Here is a 20,819-nt window from a genome sequence, read left to right as displayed (position 1 = left end):
AGCGGACATTGAGTCGTTTAGCCGAGCATTCGTCTTAACTTTCCTGTGTGTGGTCTAATTGATAGTTGAATTTCAAAGTTAAATTTTTGCCTTATTCGTTCTCTTCATCAGATCAATAATAATCGAATTCGCTTCCAGGTTTTTGTGATGCCTGGCCCAGTAAAGAAGACTCTTTTTCTTATAAGTCCCCTGCAAAATTTCAGGATTTTCTTCAAGTGTCTCTATAAGAGACTGCGTTTGTTTCAAACGGATATATGTGATGACATCTTTCACCGTATCGCGAGTGACATTTTTAAATTCATTTTCCAGAGTATGGTATGTGTAAAAAAAGAGCACTGGAATCGCCAGAACAAAAAGCGCAGGAAATTTCGGCGTGAAATCATCATAGACCAGACAGATTGTAATCAAATTGTACGCTGCGAGTACGGCCATGTAATACATTAAGCAATCGAGGTATCTTCGAATATTTTTCGAGTTTGGCAGACTCCTGCCCTTAAAAGCATATTTTTCGAACTCAAATTTCATTCTCCCATTTTAATGACTAAAAGGGCTATTTCCAAAAAAAGCTCTATCTCACTGAAATAGCTAACTTTTACTGCCTCTTTTCATAGGCATTTAAGCTTTATAACCCCTAGCAGAAGGCATATGGCTATACCCTAATCAATTTAAACTATTTGCTCTCTAATAAATAAAAAAACTATAATTTGAAAAAATTTATGGAGGATGATTCATGAGCAATACGACAGAGAAAGAAAACAATAGAAGACGCATTACCAACCGAGACTGGTGGCCGGATATGCTCAATATCAACGTACTTCACCAACACACTACTGAATCAAATCCATACGGAGAAAAATTCAACTACGCTGAGGAATTCAAAAAGCTCGATCTCGATGCAGTCAAAAAAGATATCAATGCACTCATGAGAGATTCACAAGACTGGTGGCCGGCCGATTACGGACATTACGGACCTCTTTTTATCAGAATGGCATGGCATAGTGCTGGTACATATAGAACAGGTGATGGCCGTGGAGGTGCAGGTTCTGGAAGCCAACGCTTCCCTCCTCTTAACAGCTGGCCTGACAACGCCAACCTGGATAAGGCGCGCATGTTACTTTGGCCAATAAAACAAAAATACGGAAAAAAACTTTCATGGGCCGACTTAATGGTTCTTGCAGGAAACTGCGCTCTTGAATCAATGGGGCTTGGAACATTTGGTTTTGGTGGTGGCCGTGTAGATATTTATGAAGCAGAAGAAGATATTTACTGGGGATCAGAAGATAAATGGTTGGGAGATACACGTATCACTGACGACAAGAAAATGGATGATCCTCTGGCCGCGATTCAGATGGGACTTATTTATGTAAACCCAGAAGGACCTGGTGGAAATCCTGACCCAATTAAATCAGCTCGTGATATTCGTGAAACATTCGCACGTATGGCGATGAATGATGAAGAGACTGTTGCACTGGTTGCCGGTGGACACACTTTCGGTAAAGCTCACGGAGCAGGAAATGCAAAACATGTTGGCCGTGAACCAGCAGCTGGAAATATTGTTGACCAAGGTTTAGGTTGGAAAAATGCTTACCAAACAGGTCACGGAGTTGATGCGACAACAAGTGGTATTGAAGGAGCATGGAAACCAAACCCAACGAAATGGGACTCTGGTTACCTGGACATGCTTTTAAATTACGACTGGGAATTAACAAAATCCCCAGCGGGAGCTCATCAGTGGCGTCCAAAAGATCGTGCAACTGATACATTTGTTGAAGATGCTCATGATCCAAAGAAAAAACATGCACCGATGATGACGACTGCAGATATGGCCCTGAAGATGGACCCTATTTATGAAAAAATCGCGCGTAAGTTTCACGCTGATCCACAACTCTTTGCTGAATCATTTAGGAGAGCATGGTTTAAACTTACTCACAGAGATATGGGGCCAAAGGTTCGCTACCTTGGAAAAGAAGTTCCAAAAGAAGACCTAATCTGGCAAGACCCGATTCCAGCAGTCAATCATCCATTGATTGGAGAAGCTGATATCAAGGCACTTAAAGAAAAAATCTTAGCTTCTGGATTATCAGTTTCAAGACTTGCATCGGTTGCCTGGGCATCAGCTTCAACTTATAGAGGTTCTGATAAGCGTGGTGGTGCCAATGGAGCACGCGTAAGACTTGCACCTCAGAACACTTGGGAGGCCAATCGTCCGAAGCTTTTAAAAGAAGAATTAGAGATCTTAGAAAAGGTTCGCAAAGAATTTGGAAAACCAGTTTCTCTTGCCGACACGATTGTCTTAGCTGGCTGTGCAGCAGTTGAAAAGGCCGCGGCAGATGCCGGTCACAAAGTCACAGTTCCATTTAGGCCAGGAAGAATGGATGCTTCCGCTGAGCAAACAGACGCTCATTCATTTGAAGTCCTGGAGCCAATTGCTGACGGGTTTAGAAACTACTTAAAAAAGAAATACAGCCTGACAGCTGAGGAGCTTTTAATCGACAAGGCCCAACTCTTAACACTGACTGCACCAGAAATGACTGCTCTTATTGGTGGGATGAGAGTTTTAGGAACGAATTCGGACGGCTCTAATCATGGGGTCTTTACTGATAAAGTTGGAGTGCTCTCAAATGATTATTATGTAAATCTTCTCAATATGAACACTCGCTGGGAAGCGATCGATAAAGATGAGCAGCTTTTCGAAGGAAAAGAGCGCAAGTCTGGTGCAAAGAAGTGGACAGCAACTCGCGTGGATTTAATCTTCGGATCTAATGCTCAGCTACGTGCCCTGGCCGAAGTTTATGCATCAGCAGATGGAAAAGAGAAGTTTGTGAATGACTTTGTGAAAGCTTGGGTTAAGGTGATGGAGTTGGATCGTTTTGATTTAGATCCCTCTTATAAATAAAACAAATTGCCCCTCGTGAAGAGGGGCTTCTTTTTTGAGACTATATGACGATTAAACCTTTTAATATTGGCGACAAAGTTATCTGGAAATGGGCCGGAGGAACGATTAAAGGACAAGTTGAAGAAGTCCACTTCGCTCCTATTGAAAAAATCATCAAAGGCTCAAGAATCAAACGCAACGGCTCTGTTGAAAAGCCGGCCTATCAAGTAAAGTCCGAAGCGGGCAACATTGCTTTAAAGCTTCACACAGAATTACAAAAAGCTGATTAGAGTCTGCTCTTAACGTAATTCAATCCGCCTCTAATGGCCGCGACCTGAGCAAGGTTACAATTTTCAGCTGTAACTTTCGGGCTATCTGGGTAAACCTCAGTCGTTGTTGAGTACTCAGCGTCTGAAAAACCTCCACATAAGAAGAGCTTCTTCATGTCGTAATAAACAACTCCATCATCTTCCATTTTTACACCGATGAGATTTCCCTCTTCGTCGGCAGGAGCAATGTGAGTGACTTTCCTTACTTCATCAATGACTGCCTTTTGAAATCCTTTTTGCGGATTAGAGGTATCGCCAACAACATAAAAGCCATCCGGGATTTCTGAAAATTTTTCTTCTTTTCCATCTCTAGCTGCCAGGGCAGGTCTAAAAACAGAGTTGTCTGTATCCGTTGTTTCATGAAGATCAAAATGAACGAAGATAGGAGTCTTCTGGTCAGCAATTGCTTTTAAGAAAAGACTGCACTCTTGCGCTGGACTGTTGGGATAGAATGAGCGATTTGGATCAATGGCAAGATTGTTCCAACGATTAATCGTTTCATATCCCCATGGGCTCACACAGGGAGTGCAAATAAAGTTGAATGTATCTGTATAATCCTTTGCATGCTTTTCCATAAAAAGAAGAGCGCCATGAACACCACTTGTTTCGTAACCGTGAACTCCACCAGTGATGAGAATTGTTTTTTTACTTGGGTCAAAGTTTTTGCTCTTGATTAAGAAGACTGGGTATTTTTCTGAATTTAAAGAAAGTGCTCCGTATTGAGAAACATCATATGCTTCTTGCAGCTGCATGATTTTTGTCATGACTTCATCGCGGTATGAGCGCTTGATTGTTTGTTCTTTAAACCAGGTTTCTTTTTCTGCTGGTCCCCATGGTGTGCGTAAATTTTCTTTTTTCATGAGAAAAGTCTATCACAAAAAAACTAAAGAAAAAGAGGACGGTTTAAACTCTTCATCCACTCAAGAATTTTCTCATTAAGGGGAACAAAGAAAGTCGCGCTAAAACCACATGGATGATTTGAAAGCGCATACTCAACGCCTACAAAACGCAAATTGCCTTTTTGATCATTCATGTAAGCACTCCCTCCTGAATCACCATGACAGGCACTTGGGCCATTGGCGCGCATCTCTCCGACACCCAGACCATTGTAGCCGTTTAATTCCTTAAGAGGCAGACGAAGAAGGGCCTTGGTCCCCTTTACTCCATCGTTAGTGATCTGTCCGTAACCGACATGAATCAAATCTTTTCCCAGTAGGTCTTTTGTTGGGATTAAAAGCGGAGCTGGATTAATGTTCCATTTCTTCAGGTCAACGTCCTGATCTAATTCAATCAAAACAATGTCGCTATAAATTGAATCATTGATGGGATGAACCACAACCTTTGAGTTTTTAAATTGAGGAGAGACCATGGGAAGGTCTGGCGCATTCTCAGTCTCCCCTAGATAAATCCAGGTTTGGTTTTTAAAAGCTTCTACAGAAACTTTCATGGCCTTAGCACCAGATGAAATACAGTGAGCTGCACTTACAACAACTCTTGGGCCGATTAAAGTTCCACTACAGTAAATTTCACCAGTCTTTTGAGTTTGGTCTTTTTTATAAACTAAGGCCACTGATTGGCGGAAAGTTGTATCTGTGATGGTCACACCATCGACGATGGCCCATCCGAATTGAGGTGCAAGAGTTAAGAATAGACCTAGAAGGTATTTCATAGGGAACTTTTACTTCGCTTTTTTAATCTTATACCCAGGCTTTGCCAGGACTTCGATATAAAAGCTCTCAGCGTTGTCGCTTACAACTTTATCAATCGCTTTATTGATTTCTGAAACCTGAATCACAACTGCTGAGTCTTTATTGACTCCAAACTTGCAATCAAAGTCCCAGAAGTCAGCGCCTTCTTTAGGAGTCTTTCTTCTTTCGCGAGCAAGGTATTTATTGATTTCGTGTTTTACGAAATCCACTTGTCTTGCCGGAGCTTTTTTAGGGTCAGTAAGTTTAAATTCTTTTTTCATGAGGTCCTCTATTTATTCCTTATCTTCAGACAAAATCTTCACGTGAATCGCAGATAGACCTTTTGGTCTTTTGCTAATTTTGAAGATAACTCTATCTCCGTCATAAGGAACTCCGTCTTCGCAAGCTGACTTATGAAAGAATAGATCGTCCATGTCTTCATCAGGACGAATAAAACCAAAACCTTTTTCCAGGTCCAGGAATTTTACTTGTCCAGTGAACATGTGTTTTTGTTCAATTTTATTTTGGCGGTTTACTTCTTTGATCTGTTTATCGTCCCAGATGATCTCGTGAATCTTTAAGACTTGCTCACCCTTATGGATTCTTTCAAGTTGTGCGATAACTGCATCTTCGGTTTGCTCATCAACTAGCATATCTTTGCGATTGCGCTTTTGAGTTTTAGTCATGTCATATCTAACGAGTTGGACTCTTACTTTTTTCATGGAAATTCCTGAGATTGATTTTGGTGGAATCTACGCCAATTTACGAGGATAGTCATGAATAAAAGAGATTAAAGTGACTTCATTTAATTGAGGGGGCCTTCCCACCAAGGGCGTCTATTAAAAACATCAACTTGGAGTTTTTAGTTAACATTTTGTGGCCTTACTTCTTCCAGTCTTTCGTTGCTAAAACATATTCATTTCTTAAGAAGCCGACATCTGCAGAGATAGTTGAGCGCTTCCCGAGAATCCCTCCAGGAGTAGGGATGATCTTAAGTGAGCACCACGGTTCAAAAAGTGGAATCGGTTTTCCTAAAACGCTCAGTATTGCCATTGCTCCACTGAGTATGATGTTTATTGTTGTTGAAGACTTTGTTGATAGTTTTCTGAAAATTAAAGATTTGCCAACAAGAAATGATTTTGAAGCGATCTTTAACCGTCTTGAAAAAAAGTACACTAAAGTCACCTATGCCCAAACGCTTTCTGCCCTAAGGAAGATGCCTCTAGGTAGATGACTAATAAGATGAGTTGTGTGCCAAAAAAAACGAAAATGAAAGCAATGTCGGATCTAAGGCCCTTTCAGAAGAAACCTCAAATTCACGACGGCTTGAAAAAGTAAAAAAGGGAGTTACATCCCTCATTTGAAACAATGAGGTGGATCCTTTTTGCAATCTAAAGTGGAAACTAAAAAAACCTTCCCTGATTAAATAATACTCCTCCCCTTCAAAATGGATAACGATCTTTCTTTTTGAACCTTTTAATTCGGCCAAGATTTTCACTTCACCATTTTCATCACCAAGAGAGATTTCATAATCATTTGCCAGGAAATTGTTGGTTAAGAGCTTGCGATAGGCTGCCCATTTCATCCCACCAACTTCAATCGTAGGACGCGATTGCCACTGATCCCCCAGTGCATCTGAGAGGGGCGCATTTTTAGTCTTCCACAGAGCGGCTTTAGGCCATGAAATATGAGCTATCGACTTTTCATTTGAATCAAAAATAGCCGCATCCGAGAGCGAGAGCCTTATCGCCTTATAGATCTTCAAAATTACCCCCTTATTTTTTCGTATTTTATCATAGCTCTTCTACTGTCTATGACTAGTCCGAATTTCTATAAAAGCATTCTTATCCTTAAAAAGGATACCTACTTATTGGACAATTTCACTCTTTTTCAATAAAAAATAAGCAAATTTTCAATGACTACTTATGAAACCCGTATTGCTCTCACTGGCCTTTATTCTTTCAACTTTTTCACTTCAAGCTTCAGCAAATCAAAATCAAATTTGCTATTACACGACAATGAACGCAAGCTAAGAGATCTACTCTTTTGCCAACCACCTAACGATTACCTGATGACTATTTTAAATCGCGCTGACCAAAATTTCTTTGCTCTAAAACAGCGCATGGACACAACAGCGTCTCATGCCCAGATCATTAACTTCTAAAAATTAAAATGCCCACAGGCCATCTCAAATTTCAACAACAGACCTTCTTCGCTTGTTTCAAACTACGGTGAATCGACTCGCCAGTTTGCCTCACTTACACCTGCAAGAAATCAAGTTTTCTCTGAGATGCAAAATCATTATGACAACAAAATCGTAATGACTCCTGCAAAATACCAGGAGCTTTCTCAGATCATTACTCCTCCAATTGCGAATTTTAACTTCCTTTAAATAGGGCGCATAATGATGCGAGTGCCATCCCATCAATTGTTGAAAACGAATTAGCAGATTGTTTCTTAAGATAATGACTAAAAGGCCGAAGGAATTCGGCCTTTTTTATTTGTATCCCATAAATAAATCCACAAGATTTATTAATAAACCCAGCGATGGAGAAATTTAACATTCTCTTTGCTTTTAAGAATTTCGAAAATTTCATTTACATTAGACTTTTCTGGGCAGAGCCATTCTGAAATATATTCTTCTCTTAAAAAGATTGGGCATCTATCATGGCCCATTATTTCGACTTCTTGTGGAGGATCATCTGTGATGATTGCGAAAGACTTGAAAGCAATTTCCCCATTAATCGATTGCCATTCATCCCACAAACAAGGTGCCCACATCATATCTCTTCCTTCAGGTGAGAATGTGATAAGTCTTTTGGTGGCCTTTGTATTTTCCCCTAACTCTTTTTTATCGTCTTCATCTAAAAAATTAAAAAGACCAAGATCTTTTTTCTGTTGTGGATCAAGAACCCATTCGTAGAAGTTTGTAAACGGTACTAGACCATGCCTGCGCATAAACAGCGGCTGCCAAGTCTTCTTTGAAGTCAAAGAATCAATACGGGCATTATAGACGCCAAACTTATCTGGGATCTCTTCTCTCGATCCTTCCGGACGTACTCTATACCTCATAGGATGAAATACCCTCTGCCCCTCATCAATCGTAAGAACATTGGCAAAGTAACCGGGAAAGACTCTGTTGTCCTCAGCGGGCATACGAAATACAATCGGGCGCTTTTGTGAATGAGATAATCCGAGGAGTCTTTCAAATTTTATCTGATCCATTGTGGACTGCTGCGTAAATAATTTTTGTCTATTTTGCTCACCTACTTCACTAAAGTTAGCTGAAAATCTTTGAGACAACTTCTTAATATCTTTGTCGATTGCTACTGAAAAACACATTGTAAGAATTTTCCCACTTGAAACTTACGCAAAAATTACGCAATATACATTTATGATCACACAAAGCCAAGAATACATTTATGAATCAGAAGAATACAACCAGGACTCTCCCGTTAAAGAATCCTACGTCGGCCCTGTTCTTATGGGAAGAGAGCAAGATTATTTTCAGCGACGAAATCAAGCGATCAAAGAGTTTGTTGATCTTCAAAAGAATGCAGACTTAGAATCCGAGCAAAAAAAGAAGATTGATACAAATCGCCAGCTTTTTGGAATCAGTAATCAAAATTATAATCATAGAATTTCTCTGGATGAAAAATTCCCCGGTGATCTTTTTTATAAATTAACCACTGATAACATGTCGCCTCTCATTCCAATCAATAGCTATGTTCTGTTGAAGTTTAGCGAACAACACGCAAGTGGCGAGGTCTGTGTTTACCGTTACAAAGGACATACTTATTGCAATCAGATAAAATTAATCAATAAGCAAGTTGTCGCCTTCTCTATTAATCCCAAATACAAACCAGTCGTCTTAGATCCAGACGACTATTACTTTATAGCTGTAGTCGCTTCTATACATCGCTCTATAAGAGGGTAACCAGTGTCTTACAAAAGTTTGTTCAGTGAAAAGAGCATTGCCATTTTTGATGCTAATGGGTTCTATGCGAATGTTGAAGGAATATTTCGACCTGAAATTCGTGGCGATCCTATTGCTATTCTAGGTAACACTGGTGGAATCGTTATTGCTGCTTCAAAAGAAGCAAAAGATCTTGGTGTAGACATTGGCGTCACCGCTTGGGAGATACAAAAGACAGCGAAAGGAAACCATGTTCATGTTTTTTCGGCGAACTTTGAAACCTATGGTTATATTTCCAGGTTATTATTCACAACTCTAAGAAGATTCACCTCTTTCTTAAAAATATATTCAATCGACGAAGGTCTTTTTGATATCAATCATATCAAACAAGAGGATCGAACCCATTTTGGGCTAAAAATAATAGACAGTGTTTATCAAGAGACTCGCTTACAAGGCTGCGTTGGAATCGGGCCTAATATTACACTTGTAAAAATTGCTGTGAAATTTCCTAAAAAGAATTCAATGTATAAAGGCGTCTATGAAGTAACTGAACATAATCTCGATTGGACTTTAGAAAATACTCCTATTGAAAAGCTTTGGGGAATTGGAAGTGCGCGTGGCAAGCAGCTAAGGAAATTAGGTATTCATAATGCCAAGCAATTTAGAGACTATCCATACATTGAAAAAATTCAAAAACTCCTAACAATTAATGGAAGGAAAATTCAACTAGAACTCCAAGGCATCCAATGCTTTAGGATTGATGAACCAGTTGATAAGAAAGAAGAAATTTCTCACGCTAGAACCTTAGGAAATAAAACAAATGATATTAATTATCTCAGAGAATCGCTAGCGACTTACACGACTTTAGCCTCTGAAGAAATGAGACGTGAAGGATCAGTTTGCAAGCAAGTCAGTCTATTCTTAATCACCGATATCCATCATCCAGAACTTCCACAAACAGGAGTTAGCGATAGAATGACACTTCCTTCATATACAATGGATACGGTAAAACTCATTAAGGCAGTTTGGATGCTTTTAGATCGCCTTTATGACTCAAAATACGAATATAAAAAGATCGGTATCACGTTATCTAAAATTCAAGATTTTGAATCTCATCAATGCTCTCTTTTTGAAGAAGATGATGATCCAAAAAGAATTAGCCTTATGGAAACAATTGATAAAATCAATTCCAAGTTCAGGTCTGACTCCATTCGAAGTGCAGCTTGTGGAATTGGTAACGGAAATTTTGAGGCAGCTAGACCGATGATGACACCTTCATATTGCACGAAATGGACCGAAGTCCCAAAAATTGACCAAGTCATATCCAAGATAAAATAATAAGAGGAAATAAATGGAGTTATTAAACTACATGCTCCCTTTCAACGACTTTGACCTGCCCCCAAAAAACTGGACTATTCAAAACCTCACACTCTGTTAAACTTTAACATGTAGAGGGATAAAAAATGAAAAAGATAAACGGTTTTGATCAGGATGTGAGACTAAAAGTAGTCTAGCATTTGGGGTCAGGTCAAGGGAACTTCATACCCCCCCCTAGAAATAACAATAACTTAGTAGCAGTCTACTGTAAATAAAAACTAAAGATTAAGATTATTTCAATCTCTCAGCAAATCTTCTAAATGCATTCACCAAGAAGCTATTTTAAGTTATTCTTTTAAAAACATTATGCTTCATCAGAGGTTTGTATATGGCATTTTACATGTCTACAAATGGAATTTTACATCCTTTTTCATTCGAATATCTTAAGGGAAATATCAAGGGACCAAGACTGGAAAAGACACTTATTCATGGTGAAATTCCAAATCCAGAAACTAAAGCAGAGAAAATAAAACAAATTGATTTTTATGCAATCAACATCATGACTTCACCCGTTGAATCTGTTAATCCAGAAACTTTATTAAAAGATATTAAAGAATTAATGCAGAAAAAAGGAATACGACATATTCCGATTACCCACCATGGAAAAATAATGGGGATTGTCTCAGACAGAGATATTCTTAAAATTGATATGTCTGGTACTTTTTATTTTCTTAAAGCAAAAAATATTATGAGTAGTGTTCTAATTATAACTGATGAAGAAAGTTCTTTAGAAAATATTGCCTCCGTACTTATTGAAGAAAAAATAAGTTGCCTTCCAGTCATAGATAAAAATCAAAAATTAATCGGAATAATATCCAGAACAGATATTCTTAAGGTCATGATAAAAAATCGTTTAGTAATGTTTTAAAATTTCGTTGTTTAAATAGGTTTTTAATTACCTGTCCAACTTCTGTCACTTGATTTAAAGCTTCATTGATCTGAATAATACCTTCATCTTGCTCCTTAGAAGCAAGTGAGATTTCTCCAATGTTATTGCTCATCGTTTCTAGATTTTCAATAATATCATCAAAGATATGAGAAAATTCATTACTCGTCATTTGCCCTTTTTTACTCTCGCGGTTGTTTTTTTAGAGGCTGCTCTGCTCATTGCCACTCGCGTTTAAAGTCTGCTTCACGACATAGAAGAATAATCCTCATCTATACGGATTTTATTCACTGGAACGATACCAATTTTTTTGTGCCGTCGTAAGAGACAGCACAATCAATATGAGCGACCATGAGCTTAAAACTTAAAAATGCAATTGAAAATAATACAATCATTTTCAAATTTTATTGAGCCTTGCACATATTAGTAAGTAATTGCCCAGGACGTACAAAAACCTCTTCTACATCTTTAGTATTAAGATTAACAAGAAAGCTGGAAACCTTCCTTAGAATTCCCGTAGCTCCATGATGACTTCGCAAAACGTTCACGCTGGCATATTTGCCGTCTGAACATATCACCGGTGTATGAATACGCAACGAGTGATCACCCGAATGAGAGTTCATCGGAATAATGTCATTGCCATCTAAGTAGCTTTTCATCACTGCTTTCACGACCTGACTTAGTGTCATATCTGCTTCAATCTCGAATGATGGTTCACTAAAAACAGACTTGATCTCAAAATCTTTACAATCATTAATCGCATCAATGACATAAACAGTCTTGCGAACTTTCACTCCAAATTCATCACTCAATTGCCCATAACTGGATCTTAAAGTCACTCTGGACGTGTACCCTTCACTTGTCTGATCGATAACTTCATCGTTAACCACGGAGACACCTAATCTCCCCGACGAAAGACCAATAACACTATTTTCATCTCGACTAAAAAAATCAGTGAGTACATATTTTAGAGACTGCTTATATTGATCGGGGGCCGGTAAACACGAAGCCTCTGATATCGAAGTCAAAATTGCCAATGTTAAAATTAGAATTGTTGTTTTCATTATTTCTGCTCCGGGCACTGACGGTCATAATAAGTTTCAATCATATTAAGCATTCCAAGCTTAACAAGCTCTGATTCAAACTTCTCCTTAGTAAGTTTGTTACAAAGAACCGCAGAAGAATCATACAAGTTTTTTATAAGGCCTCTTAAGCCTTCGTGAGTGAAGAGAGTCATGTAAGGAGTAAGGTGATCCCCGGCATCTGCATAGTGCACGTACACTTCTTCTCCCAACATCGTAAGCTCATAAGGATTACTAATGATTGTCGGTATACTCTTGTCATTAACTTCAAATATCACCTTATAACTGGTTTTGATTTCAATGGGAAGATTCACTATTTCGCTTGCAGTAATGGGAGCAAAAACTTTTATTAACAAGTCTGTATAATATTTTGAAGAAGACCATTCATAAGGTCCTTCTTTTTGCATGTCCTGTAGTTTAGCATCAAACTGTTCCGACTCAGAAAATTTTTTTGAATCAACATTAACCAAAATTTTTCCTAAAGACTGGGAAGTCGCTGCTTCAAAATGAATCGTCGACTTTTCATAAAAACATGCAAGGACTGCATCCGTTCCATTATCAAGCTTATATTGAACGTTCACTCTGGAATCAACAATCAGACTTTTTGTTTTAGAAAAATCATACCCCATCCCAGAGCCATCTCCCGCCTGGATCAGAGAGACTTCTCTGTATTTACCTATGGTATTATTGTAACAAAGTTCTTTCTTTTCTTCGAGAGTAAGGGGCCTATGACCGCTGTAAGATTCCTTAATTTTTGCGAATGAAGACTGCGAAAGAAGTCCAAACATAATAAGTGCTAATGACATTTTTAAATTCATATATTTTCCTTTTGTTTTTATTTGATTAAGTAATTAAGGGGAGCACCATCTTGATTGCGATCCTCGTTGTCTAGTTGATAATCCATCGCAACTGATGAAGCTAAAAAATGATCTTTGTCCTCATATCCATAATGATGTGCGAACTCGTGGATCATGAGCCCCATAATGTCGCTGTCTTGAATATATGGGCCGAATTCATCAACCAGTCTTGCTGGATTGATACAAATATCAGAGGCCGGAACATTCATCGTAGCAACCGCCGTTCTTTCGATGTTGAAGCGGTCCACACAACGTTCAGACATGACGAATTTTGTTTTTGCCAGATCACGCCCAAAGCCTTTAGCGATCATATCCTTTAGGATAATTTCTGCTTTCTCATCTGAAAACTTCTGACGTCCTGTAGCAAGCCATGAAAGGGAGCCACGTACACTCGTTCCTAAATTATTAGGTTGGTCTGAAAAAGCATTCACGACGGCCTTGATTAATTTCTCTCTCTTGGTTTGCATGATCAAAGAGCGGATGACTTTTGCGTCTCCACCGCCACGATCTGAACCTCCCAAATCCTTTGCCAGCCCTGCCTGAACACTCATTAACATCGAAAAAGTTAATAAAAGAATTTTCATAAATTTCTCCATCTATGTTTTGTTGAGGCACAATATCCGAGCAAAAGACTCGATGCAATATACATTTTATAAATAATACAGACAAATCATTTATTTTTTGTAAATTTGTAAAAATAACTTATTCTAGTGTTATGAATTTATACACTTATGATGACTATCGAGATTATCTTATTGATTTTACTCAATCAAAAGCGAACAAAGGCTATGGCCTCCTAGCGGCTATCGCTCAGTCATGCTCCATGAATCCTGCGACAGTAACCCTCGTGCTAAAAAAAGAACGAGATTTCACCATTGACCAGGCTTATGAGGTTGGAAGTTACCTAGCTCTTAATTCATTTGAGATGGAGTATTTCATCACTTCTGTAAATTACCAAAGAGCAGGTAAAACGACTGTGCGAAACTATTTCAAAAAGAAACTCAACGACCTCAAGAAGGAAGCCTCCGACCTTCAAAAAAGGATGGGGGAATCGAAAGATCTTGACGAGAATGCAAAAGCTCAGTTCTATTCATCATGGAGCTATTCGGCCATAAGACTTCTTACCTCGATATCTCAGTATCAAGATATTGATGATATTTCTTCGCGTTTAAAAATCTCTAAGAATACAGTGAGGAGTATCCTGGATTTTCTTTTGGCGTACGGACTCATCAAAATTGAAGATGAAAAATATAAAATGGCAGTCCAAAGCACTCACCTCTCAGCGAACTCCCCTCTCATTTCCAGGCATCATCAGAACTGGAGATTAAAAGCTTTTTCTCGAATGGAAAATGTCGACGCGGAAGAATTATTTTTTACGAGTCCTGTTTCCATTGCGAAATCAGACATCCCACTTGTTCGTCAAAAACTAGTGGAATGTCTGGATGAAGTATTTAAGATTGTCGATCCTTCTAAAGAAGAAGAGCTTGCGTGCCTTAATATTGATTGGTTTAAAATATGAGAGAGTTTTAAATTCAATCCGAGTTTTTTTTATTGCCAGCAAAGAAAGACTGTAAACTTCTACGTTTTAGAATAAACAAATGTTGCTGCAAGATAATTTCTTTATCGATGGTCATCACAGGATTAAATTGGATATTCGCACCTGCTTTGGAGCTATATTTTTTGGCCAGCTCAAGACTATAGGCTACAGCAGTGGCCTTTGCCCCACTCACGTACGTATCAAAAAAAATATAAAACGCATCGTGATTTTGAATTTTTAAGTCGAGCCATTTTTTGAATGAAAGCTAGTCTTCCATAAGTAGAGACAAACCTGTCATTCGATTCAATACTCGATAAGCTCCGCAGAGTGTGAGGTTTTGAATAGTCCAGTTTTTTGGGTGCAGGTCAAGTATTCTCGAGCGGTGAAGGATTTACATGGAAAGAGTACTTCTAAGACTCTGCTTGATTAAGATTTAATTTTCTTGCCTAGAATCTGCCCTGTTGTAAAGCTAGCGATCTTAACAAACTTATCTAAATCAAAAAAGTCACTGTTAGTTTTTGAAAAGACGGCAAGGGCGTAAAGTTGCCCCACAACATACTCTGCCGCAGTTCGATGATTTTTTGTGGACCGCTTGAGAGTGCGATCAAAGTAATCTTGAATCACCTTGATGAAAGAAGACTGAACCTGCCGAATGAGTGAATCAATTTTTTGAGACTTCCCAGCGATTTCGGCAAGGCCAGTAAGTGCAAGGCAACCGCTGGGGAAATCAGGATCGGTAAACTGATTTTTCGCTTTATAGAGCATTTTCTCAACGCCCTCCACAGGATCAAGATAATCATCCATCAGCATGACGATCTTTGAGGCGTAGTTTTCGTTGTAATACTTAACGCAAGAAATGAAAAGCTCTTCCTTGTTTCCAAACTCAAGGTAGAGGCTGGGCTTGCTCAGACCTGTGAGCTGACAAATATCCTCAGTCGAAACGTGATCATAACCGTGCTGCCAAAAAAGATGAACAATTTTGTCGAGCACAGTTTCAACTTCAAATGTCTTCGGTCTACCTCTAGTTTTCACAATCCCCCCCATAATGAGTTTTAGCACTCCAAAGCCTTAAGCGCAGAAGCATAGTCGGGATCTTGCGTTATCTCTGAGACAAGTTTTTTTAAAGAAATCTTTGTACCATTTTCTGGGAGATCACCAGAAAGAGAAACATGTTCCCCTTTGAGCCTTGTTGATGACATTAAAAATCCTAAAAAATAAATTGATTATTGTACCAATCGGTATAATAATCACATAAACTTTAACAGGAGTCAATAAAGATAAAACTAAAACACTTCAAAAGATGATCAGATTATTTTTGATATCCAACTTGCAGTGGCAAGGAAGTTGAACTCCTCTCTACTCTTACCTAAAGTAAGAAAACTTTCTTTAAAATAAGGAGAAAAAAATGAAAGTTAACACAGACGTTAAAATTGCAAACTTTATCACACTTACAGCAAAGCCTGGAAAAGAACAGGAACTCCAAAACTTTCTCGCAGGTGGTGCCGCAGCAGTCACAAGTACTGAGCCTCAGACCGTGTGTTGGTTTTCAGTCAGAATCAATAACAACACATTTGCAATTATTGACTTCTTCAATAATCAAGCAGGTCAGGATGCTCACCTTAACGGACAGGTAGCGGCGAGCCTGAAACAAAAAGCCGCGGATCTTATCGAGGGTGGTTGGGAAAATGGAGTGCTCAAGAACTTTCAAGTTTTTGATGTCCTTTCAGGATCACACTAAGTATTTCATAAATATCGAGGATGGCGTTAGTCGTCTGTCCTCGGTATTTCTTATCCTGTTAGGCTTATTGCACACAGCGAGCAGTCCATTGTTTTAACAAAACTTGTTTCTAAAAATGTCTTTAATAAAAATCGCAGACGTATTGGCTTTTGCCGCCGTTGCCAGTGGCAATCTTCCAGAAGTCATCAACCAAGTCCGTAAGGCACAGTTTCACCTTATTCAAGAATCCAAGGCATCAAAGTGGCCAAAGGCTATGCGTATGCCTAGCAGATAGTGGTCTTTAATTAACTCGTTTTTATTCAAATATTCAGAACATAATGGTACTCTGAAAGGATAACGAATAAGGAAAATTTTATGCAATTTAAAATCACGCATGATGGTTTCAGAATAGAAGGAGAAACTTTCCTTTCAAAGACACTTTCTTTTTTAGATTCAATATTTCGTGGAATCGGCCAAGTCCTATTTCAAAACAATTCCTTCGCTGGCATTCTCTTTTTATGCGGCATATTTTACAACTCTGTGCTTTTTGGATTCGCTGCATTTTTTGGCGCTGTAGTTAGCACACTCACGGCAAGTCTCTTGCGAGCAGATATCGCACAAATTAAAAGTGGTCTTTTTGGGTTTAATGGAACACTCTCTGCAATTGGCTTACTGTTCTTTCTTCACCCCAGCCCTCTCTCAATAGGTTATCTAGTCATTGCGGCAGCAGTATCAAGTATTTTGATGGCGGCAACTCTGCGATTATTTGAATCATTGAAGTTGCCAACACTCACTGCACCGTTCGTATTTACTACCTTGTGTTTCTTAATGGCCTGCGCACGCTTCGGGCGACTCGAAACTACTCAATTCCTACCAAACGCAGGCTTACCGCAGACAGCGCATGTTGAAGGAATTGTATCTGCAACGACTTTCTTTGAGGGGCTACTTAAAGGTGTGTCTCAAGTTTTTTTTCAAGAAAATATGGTTACAGGTGCATTATTTTTAATTGGTCTTCTTATAGGTTCTCGAAGATGTTTTACAATGGCCATTGTCGGATCAATCATGGGAATAGCTTGTGCTTGGCTCCTCGGAGCTAGTGAGCCAGCAATACGATCAGGAGCATTTGGCTTTAATTCTGTACTAACCGCAATCGCATTAGGTAGTATCTTTCTCAAACCAAACAAGACAGCATTCATTTACGCAATACTAGGAACAGCCTTAACACCAGTAGCTTTTGCAGCATTATCTGGAGCCTTTGAACCGATTGGCATGCCTGCGATGACCTTACCATTCGTAGTAGTAACTTGGTTGTTCATCCTCGCCAGTTCAAATTTTCCAGCAATAAAAATAAATAATTAGAATCTTAGAAAGAAATCGATATGAACATGACAACAAAATTGAATGATGCCTGGATTCTTCATAGAGAAGAAATTGAAACAGTTCAGCAGTTATAACTTAATTAATCCTTTATTTTCAAAAGAAAATTATACACTTCAAATGCCCTTAATCGTTAATTTCGATTTTAATGCTATAATAGATTTAATCTTAACAACCAAAAAAAGTGCAATTTCATGAAGGCAACAAATCAAGAAGAATTCGAAAAAGACTTAAATTTCTATCTATCTCTTCCATCTCTATACCATTTTAATGATGGCTTCAACTACAAATATTCAATCAATTGTCCTTGAAAATGGATCTAGACTTAATAGAAATGAATTAAGCTCTGTTGTATTTTCAGATGATCAAGTTGACTATCTAACACTTAAAGATGGTTCAAAAGTTGAAGGCCAAGAAGTAAAGGCTATTAACTTCTCCAAACAGTCAAAAATGACCCCAGGAGTACGCGCAGCTGTTCGAGTTGGTGGAAATGGGACAGGAGGATGATACTTCCTTCTCTACTTAATTAAAATGTTCAAACAGAAAAGCCAGATTAAATCTGGCTTTTTTATTATACTTAAAATCTTCGAATTATTCTATTTATAAAATTCAACATAAAACTCAACTTCATCTAAAATTCTCAAATGGTGTAAAACTTGGGGTTCTACAACCCCAAATTTTCCATCATCTAAAACAATCACTTCATTAGCATCATCTCCGGACTCGATCACATACTCAATCTTCCCTTTAAGGATTACAATTTTTCCCCAAACCTCTGGAAGAGTTTGATGATTCTTAAGAAGTCCAGCAGGAATCGTTAATTCCGTGAACGCCTTTGTTTTTTTATAAGCATTAACATTCGGTGGCAGTTGTTTCATTTTCCATTTCCGTTTCTTCTGAATTTAATTTAACAAGTCCGGTTTTGTCCAATACAGCTACAGCAAAAGCCAGTGCTCCAATTGCAAAAACAACATCACCTATAACTCTTACCCATTTTAAATTTAAAATAAGTGAAGTTTGCATAACTTCTGAACCACGAGCGTACCAAAGGCCATTTTCTAAAGATGCTGCAAATTGGATAAGTCCAATTGGCAAAAGACTTAGAAGGATCATAAGTGCAAGTCCAATATTAAATCCCCAAAAAGAAAGACTAATCATTTTTGAATTCCATTCTCTTTCTTTAAATGCAGTCTGAACAATGAGGAGTACAAGTCCTAGCGAAAGCAGCCCATAAACGCCAAAAGTAGCTCCGTGAGCATGAACGGCAGTAGTGTTTAATCCTTGCATATAATAAAGAGCGATAGGTGGATTAATTAAGAATCCAAATAGTCCAGCTCCCACTAAATTCCAAAAAGCGACGGCAACAAAGAACATAATTGGCCATTTATAGTTTTTAGTCCAACCAGTTAAATGTTGAACCCTATAAGTGTGAAATGCTTCAATACCAATCAAAACGAGAGGCACTACTTCAAGTGCAGAGAAGCAAGCGCCAATCGCACTAATAGATGTTGGTGTTCCACTAAAGTATAGGTGATGAAATGTTCCAGGAATCCCGCCCAAAAGAAAAATTGATGTGGAAAATAGTGAAGCTTTAGTTGCGGAACGAGGTTTAATTAATCCAAGTGTTACGAAAATAAATGCTAAAGCAACTGTTGCAAAAACTTCAAAAAATCCCTCTACCCAAAGATGAACAACCCACCATCTCCAAAATTCCATGATACTAATGTGAGTTCTTGCCCCATAAAAAAGACCTCCACCATAAAATAACCCAATAGCAATCGTTGAAGCAGTAAAAAGGAGTAAAAGTTGTTTTGTATCATTTGCCATTTTTAGTGCAGGTGCAATACAACGAAGCATGAGAGCTAACCAGATCCCAAGACCTGCAAGTAATAGAATTTGCCAAAATCTTCCAAGATCGGTGTATTCGTAACCTTGGTGGCCAAACCAAAAGCTTAAATCGAGATTTAACTTTTGATGAATAGCTAATAACTCTCCCGTTAACGATCCAAATACTACAACCAATAAAGCGCCAAAGAGAACATTTACGCCTAATCTTTGATATTTAGGATCAACTCCCCCATTAATAATAGGGGCAAGAAATAAACCTGCTGCTAAAAATGAAGTTGCAATCCAGAACAATGCAATTTGAATATGCCAAGTTCTTGCAAGCGAATAAGGAAGCCATTGTGATAAAGGAAAGCCATAAAAATCTTGTCCTTCAACTGAATAGTGGGCAAGAATTCCACCTAATCCAATTTGTAGTAATAATAAAACAATAACAACTCCCCAATATTTCCAAAGAGCTTTCATAGAAGGAGTTAACTGAAAATTTTTCAACGGATCTTTCATAGGCATGGTAGTGCTGGTTTCATCTTCCTCTTTTTTGAAAGCATAAAACCAAGTCAAAAATCCCACTGCACCTAAAAGAAGAATAACTGATAAAATAGACCAATAAATATTTTCATTTGTCGGCTTATTATCGATTAAAGGCTCGTGAGGCCAGTTGTTTGTATAAGTATGACGCTCTCCTGGTCGATTAGTAGAGGCTGCCCATGTTGACCAATGAAAGAAGGCCATCATTTTTTCTCTTCTTTCCAGTGAAGGTAAAACATTTTCATGAATGGCATAGGCTTTTCTCACATCTCTTAATTCAGGGCTATTACTAAAAAGACTAAAGTAATACGCTTTAGTTTTTTCAAAAGCCTCTTGCCTTGTTTTTGACATAAATACTTCATCATTAACTACTTTTGAATGACGGTAATCTTCTATCATCGCATTTTTAATAATTGCTTTTTCTTCAATACTCGTCTCTTTGTATGTCTTATTAAAACGACTCTGACTGTAAATTTCCTGATAAAATACCAGCTCTCTATGAAGCCAATCAGCAGTCCAATCCGGTGCCTGATAAGCACCATGGCCCCAAATCGAACCGATCTGTTGGCCTCCTATAGATTGCCAAACTGTTTGACCGTCTAAAATATCATTTTTGGTGTAAAGGATTTCTCCATTTTCTGCTTTTATTTTGCTGTAGATGGGTGGAGCTTGACGGTAAACCTCCCTTCCGAAAAAACCTAAAATAGTAAATGTAACAATTAAAACGCCGACAAGGCTCCACCAGTATTTTCGCATACTTCCCTCATTAATTGATATTGATATATTTTAAATATATCAATACTTT

Annotated in this window: 25 protein-coding genes; 11 read left to right on the top strand and 14 right to left on the bottom strand. The window is 38.3% G+C overall.

The features are described 5' to 3' along the window. Window positions 1-78: 78 nt before the first annotated feature. On the bottom strand, window positions 79-525 hold the full coding sequence (locus ACN20O_RS12585; protein WP_491634271.1) for a hypothetical protein: 447 nt from the start codon (window positions 523-525) through the stop codon (window positions 79-81). A gap of 205 nt (window positions 526-730) precedes the next feature. Here ACN20O_RS12585 and katG point away from each other — a divergent pair, with 205 nt between their 5' ends. Then, window positions 731-2,896: a catalase/peroxidase HPI gene (gene katG, locus ACN20O_RS12580; RefSeq protein ID WP_491634270.1), complete on the top strand. Its 2,166-nt coding sequence runs from the start codon at window positions 731-733 to the stop codon at window positions 2,894-2,896. 44 nt (window positions 2,897-2,940) lie between these two features. Then, window positions 2,941-3,165, top strand: a complete 225-nt coding sequence (locus ACN20O_RS12575; RefSeq protein ID WP_491634269.1) for a hypervirulence associated TUDOR domain-containing protein — start codon at window positions 2,941-2,943, stop codon at window positions 3,163-3,165. On the opposite strand, the gene ACN20O_RS12570 is transcribed toward ACN20O_RS12575, so the two are convergent. From ACN20O_RS12570 to ACN20O_RS12555, 4 genes are read right to left on the bottom strand one after another with little or no spacing between them, the layout of a single operon-like run. Continuing rightward, window positions 3,162-4,064 (bottom strand): M14 family metallopeptidase, encoded by a 903-nt coding sequence (locus ACN20O_RS12570; protein ID WP_491634268.1) that lies wholly within the window; start codon window positions 4,062-4,064, stop codon window positions 3,162-3,164. The two genes, ACN20O_RS12575 and ACN20O_RS12570, sit on opposite strands and share 4 nt — an antisense overlap. 23 nt (window positions 4,065-4,087) lie before the next feature. Next, window positions 4,088-4,873, bottom strand: coding sequence for a trypsin-like serine protease (locus ACN20O_RS12565; protein ID WP_491634267.1), 786 nt, complete (start codon window positions 4,871-4,873; stop codon window positions 4,088-4,090). 9 nt (window positions 4,874-4,882) lie between these two features. After that, the gene (locus tag ACN20O_RS12560; protein WP_491634266.1) at window positions 4,883-5,173 is read right to left on the bottom strand and encodes a DUF6172 family protein; all 291 of its coding nucleotides are present in this window, start codon (window positions 5,171-5,173) and stop codon (window positions 4,883-4,885) included. A gap of 12 nt (window positions 5,174-5,185) precedes the next feature. Continuing rightward, window positions 5,186-5,614 carry a cold-shock protein gene (locus ACN20O_RS12555; protein WP_491634265.1) on the bottom strand — a complete coding sequence of 143 codons (429 nt, stop codon included), beginning with the start codon at window positions 5,612-5,614 and terminating at the stop codon, window positions 5,186-5,188. 131 nt (window positions 5,615-5,745) lie between these two features. Between ACN20O_RS12555 and ACN20O_RS12550 the strand changes: the two genes are divergently transcribed. Further along, window positions 5,746-6,126, top strand: coding sequence for a hypothetical protein (locus tag ACN20O_RS12550; RefSeq protein ID WP_491634264.1), 381 nt, complete (start codon window positions 5,746-5,748; stop codon window positions 6,124-6,126). Here the strand turns inward: ACN20O_RS12550 and ACN20O_RS12545 are convergent, their stop codons facing one another. Continuing rightward, complete coding sequence (locus ACN20O_RS12545) at window positions 6,127-6,657, bottom strand: hypothetical protein (protein ID WP_491634263.1); 531 nt, start codon at window positions 6,655-6,657, stop codon at window positions 6,127-6,129. Window positions 6,658-6,807: 150 nt separating this feature from the next. Here ACN20O_RS12545 and ACN20O_RS12540 point away from each other — a divergent pair, with 150 nt between their 5' ends. After that, window positions 6,808-7,056, top strand: coding sequence for a hypothetical protein (locus tag ACN20O_RS12540; RefSeq protein WP_491634262.1), 249 nt, complete (start codon window positions 6,808-6,810; stop codon window positions 7,054-7,056). 368 nt (window positions 7,057-7,424) lie between these two features. Here ACN20O_RS12540 and ACN20O_RS12535 read toward each other — a convergent pair whose 3' ends face one another. Further along, window positions 7,425-8,234 (bottom strand): SOS response-associated peptidase family protein, encoded by an 810-nt coding sequence (locus ACN20O_RS12535; protein WP_491634261.1) that lies wholly within the window; start codon window positions 8,232-8,234, stop codon window positions 7,425-7,427. A gap of 52 nt (window positions 8,235-8,286) precedes the next feature. On the opposite strand from ACN20O_RS12535, the gene ACN20O_RS12530 reads away from it, so the two are divergent. The 3 genes from ACN20O_RS12530 to ACN20O_RS12520 all read left to right on the top strand — a co-directional run bounded on the left by ACN20O_RS12530 (window position 8,287) and on the right by ACN20O_RS12520 (window position 11,053). Then, entirely contained in the window at window positions 8,287-8,829 is a 543-nt protein-coding gene (locus tag ACN20O_RS12530) for a S24 family peptidase (protein WP_491634260.1), read from the top strand. A gap of 3 nt (window positions 8,830-8,832) precedes the next feature. Next, the gene (locus ACN20O_RS12525; RefSeq protein WP_491634259.1) at window positions 8,833-10,146 is read left to right on the top strand and encodes a Y-family DNA polymerase; all 1,314 of its coding nucleotides are present in this window, start codon (window positions 8,833-8,835) and stop codon (window positions 10,144-10,146) included. Between the two features lie 367 nt (window positions 10,147-10,513). Continuing rightward, complete coding sequence (locus tag ACN20O_RS12520; RefSeq protein WP_491634258.1) at window positions 10,514-11,053, top strand: CBS domain-containing protein; 540 nt, start codon at window positions 10,514-10,516, stop codon at window positions 11,051-11,053. Here the strand turns inward: ACN20O_RS12520 and ACN20O_RS12515 are convergent. From ACN20O_RS12515 to ACN20O_RS12500, 4 genes are all read right to left on the bottom strand, one after another. Continuing rightward, window positions 11,022-11,243 carry a hypothetical protein gene (locus ACN20O_RS12515; RefSeq protein ID WP_491634257.1) on the bottom strand — a complete coding sequence of 74 codons (222 nt, stop codon included), beginning with the start codon at window positions 11,241-11,243 and terminating at the stop codon, window positions 11,022-11,024. The genes ACN20O_RS12520 and ACN20O_RS12515 overlap by 32 nt on opposite strands. Window positions 11,244-11,475: 232 nt before the next feature. Continuing rightward, window positions 11,476-12,135, bottom strand: coding sequence for a hypothetical protein (locus tag ACN20O_RS12510; RefSeq protein ID WP_491634256.1), 660 nt, complete (start codon window positions 12,133-12,135; stop codon window positions 11,476-11,478). After that, window positions 12,135-12,971, bottom strand: coding sequence for a hypothetical protein (locus ACN20O_RS12505; RefSeq protein WP_491634255.1), 837 nt, complete (start codon window positions 12,969-12,971; stop codon window positions 12,135-12,137). Before ACN20O_RS12505 ends, ACN20O_RS12510 begins: the two co-directional genes overlap by 1 nt. A gap of 17 nt (window positions 12,972-12,988) precedes the next feature. Further along, window positions 12,989-13,594: a hypothetical protein gene (locus ACN20O_RS12500; RefSeq protein WP_491634254.1), complete on the bottom strand. Its 606-nt coding sequence runs from the start codon at window positions 13,592-13,594 to the stop codon at window positions 12,989-12,991. A 131-nt stretch (window positions 13,595-13,725) separates the two neighbouring features. On the opposite strand from ACN20O_RS12500, the gene ACN20O_RS12495 reads away from it, so the two are divergent. Next, window positions 13,726-14,529 carry a TIGR02147 family protein gene (locus tag ACN20O_RS12495; RefSeq protein WP_491634253.1) on the top strand — a complete coding sequence of 268 codons (804 nt, stop codon included), beginning with the start codon at window positions 13,726-13,728 and terminating at the stop codon, window positions 14,527-14,529. A gap of 444 nt (window positions 14,530-14,973) precedes the next feature. Here ACN20O_RS12495 and ACN20O_RS12490 read toward each other — a convergent pair whose 3' ends face one another. Further along, window positions 14,974-15,606, bottom strand: a complete 633-nt coding sequence (locus tag ACN20O_RS12490; protein WP_491634252.1) for a TetR/AcrR family transcriptional regulator — start codon at window positions 15,604-15,606, stop codon at window positions 14,974-14,976. Between the two features lie 346 nt (window positions 15,607-15,952). Here ACN20O_RS12490 and ACN20O_RS12485 point away from each other — a divergent pair, with 346 nt between their 5' ends. From ACN20O_RS12485 to ACN20O_RS12475, 3 genes are all read left to right on the top strand, one after another. After that, window positions 15,953-16,285 (top strand): putative quinol monooxygenase, encoded by a 333-nt coding sequence (locus ACN20O_RS12485; RefSeq protein ID WP_491634251.1) that lies wholly within the window; start codon window positions 15,953-15,955, stop codon window positions 16,283-16,285. A 354-nt stretch (window positions 16,286-16,639) separates the two neighbouring features. Then, complete coding sequence (locus ACN20O_RS12480) at window positions 16,640-17,623, top strand: urea transporter (protein ID WP_491634250.1); 984 nt, start codon at window positions 16,640-16,642, stop codon at window positions 17,621-17,623. A gap of 288 nt (window positions 17,624-17,911) precedes the next feature. Continuing rightward, complete coding sequence (locus ACN20O_RS12475) at window positions 17,912-18,148, top strand: hypothetical protein (protein WP_491634249.1); 237 nt, start codon at window positions 17,912-17,914, stop codon at window positions 18,146-18,148. An 89-nt stretch (window positions 18,149-18,237) separates the two neighbouring features. Here ACN20O_RS12475 and ACN20O_RS12470 read toward each other — a convergent pair whose 3' ends face one another. After that, window positions 18,238-18,519 carry a TehB family protein gene (locus ACN20O_RS12470; RefSeq protein WP_491634248.1) on the bottom strand — a complete coding sequence of 94 codons (282 nt, stop codon included), beginning with the start codon at window positions 18,517-18,519 and terminating at the stop codon, window positions 18,238-18,240. Beyond that, window positions 18,494-20,770 (bottom strand): nitric-oxide reductase large subunit, encoded by a 2,277-nt coding sequence (locus tag ACN20O_RS12465; protein ID WP_491634247.1) that lies wholly within the window; start codon window positions 20,768-20,770, stop codon window positions 18,494-18,496. Before ACN20O_RS12465 ends, ACN20O_RS12470 begins: the two co-directional genes overlap by 26 nt. Between the last annotated feature and the right edge of the window lie 49 nt (window positions 20,771-20,819).

The sequence above is a fragment of the Bacteriovorax sp. As-1 genome, from assembly GCF_058446905.1.
Note: the sequence above shows the minus strand (reverse complement) of the source record. Positions and strands in the feature narration are given on the sequence as shown.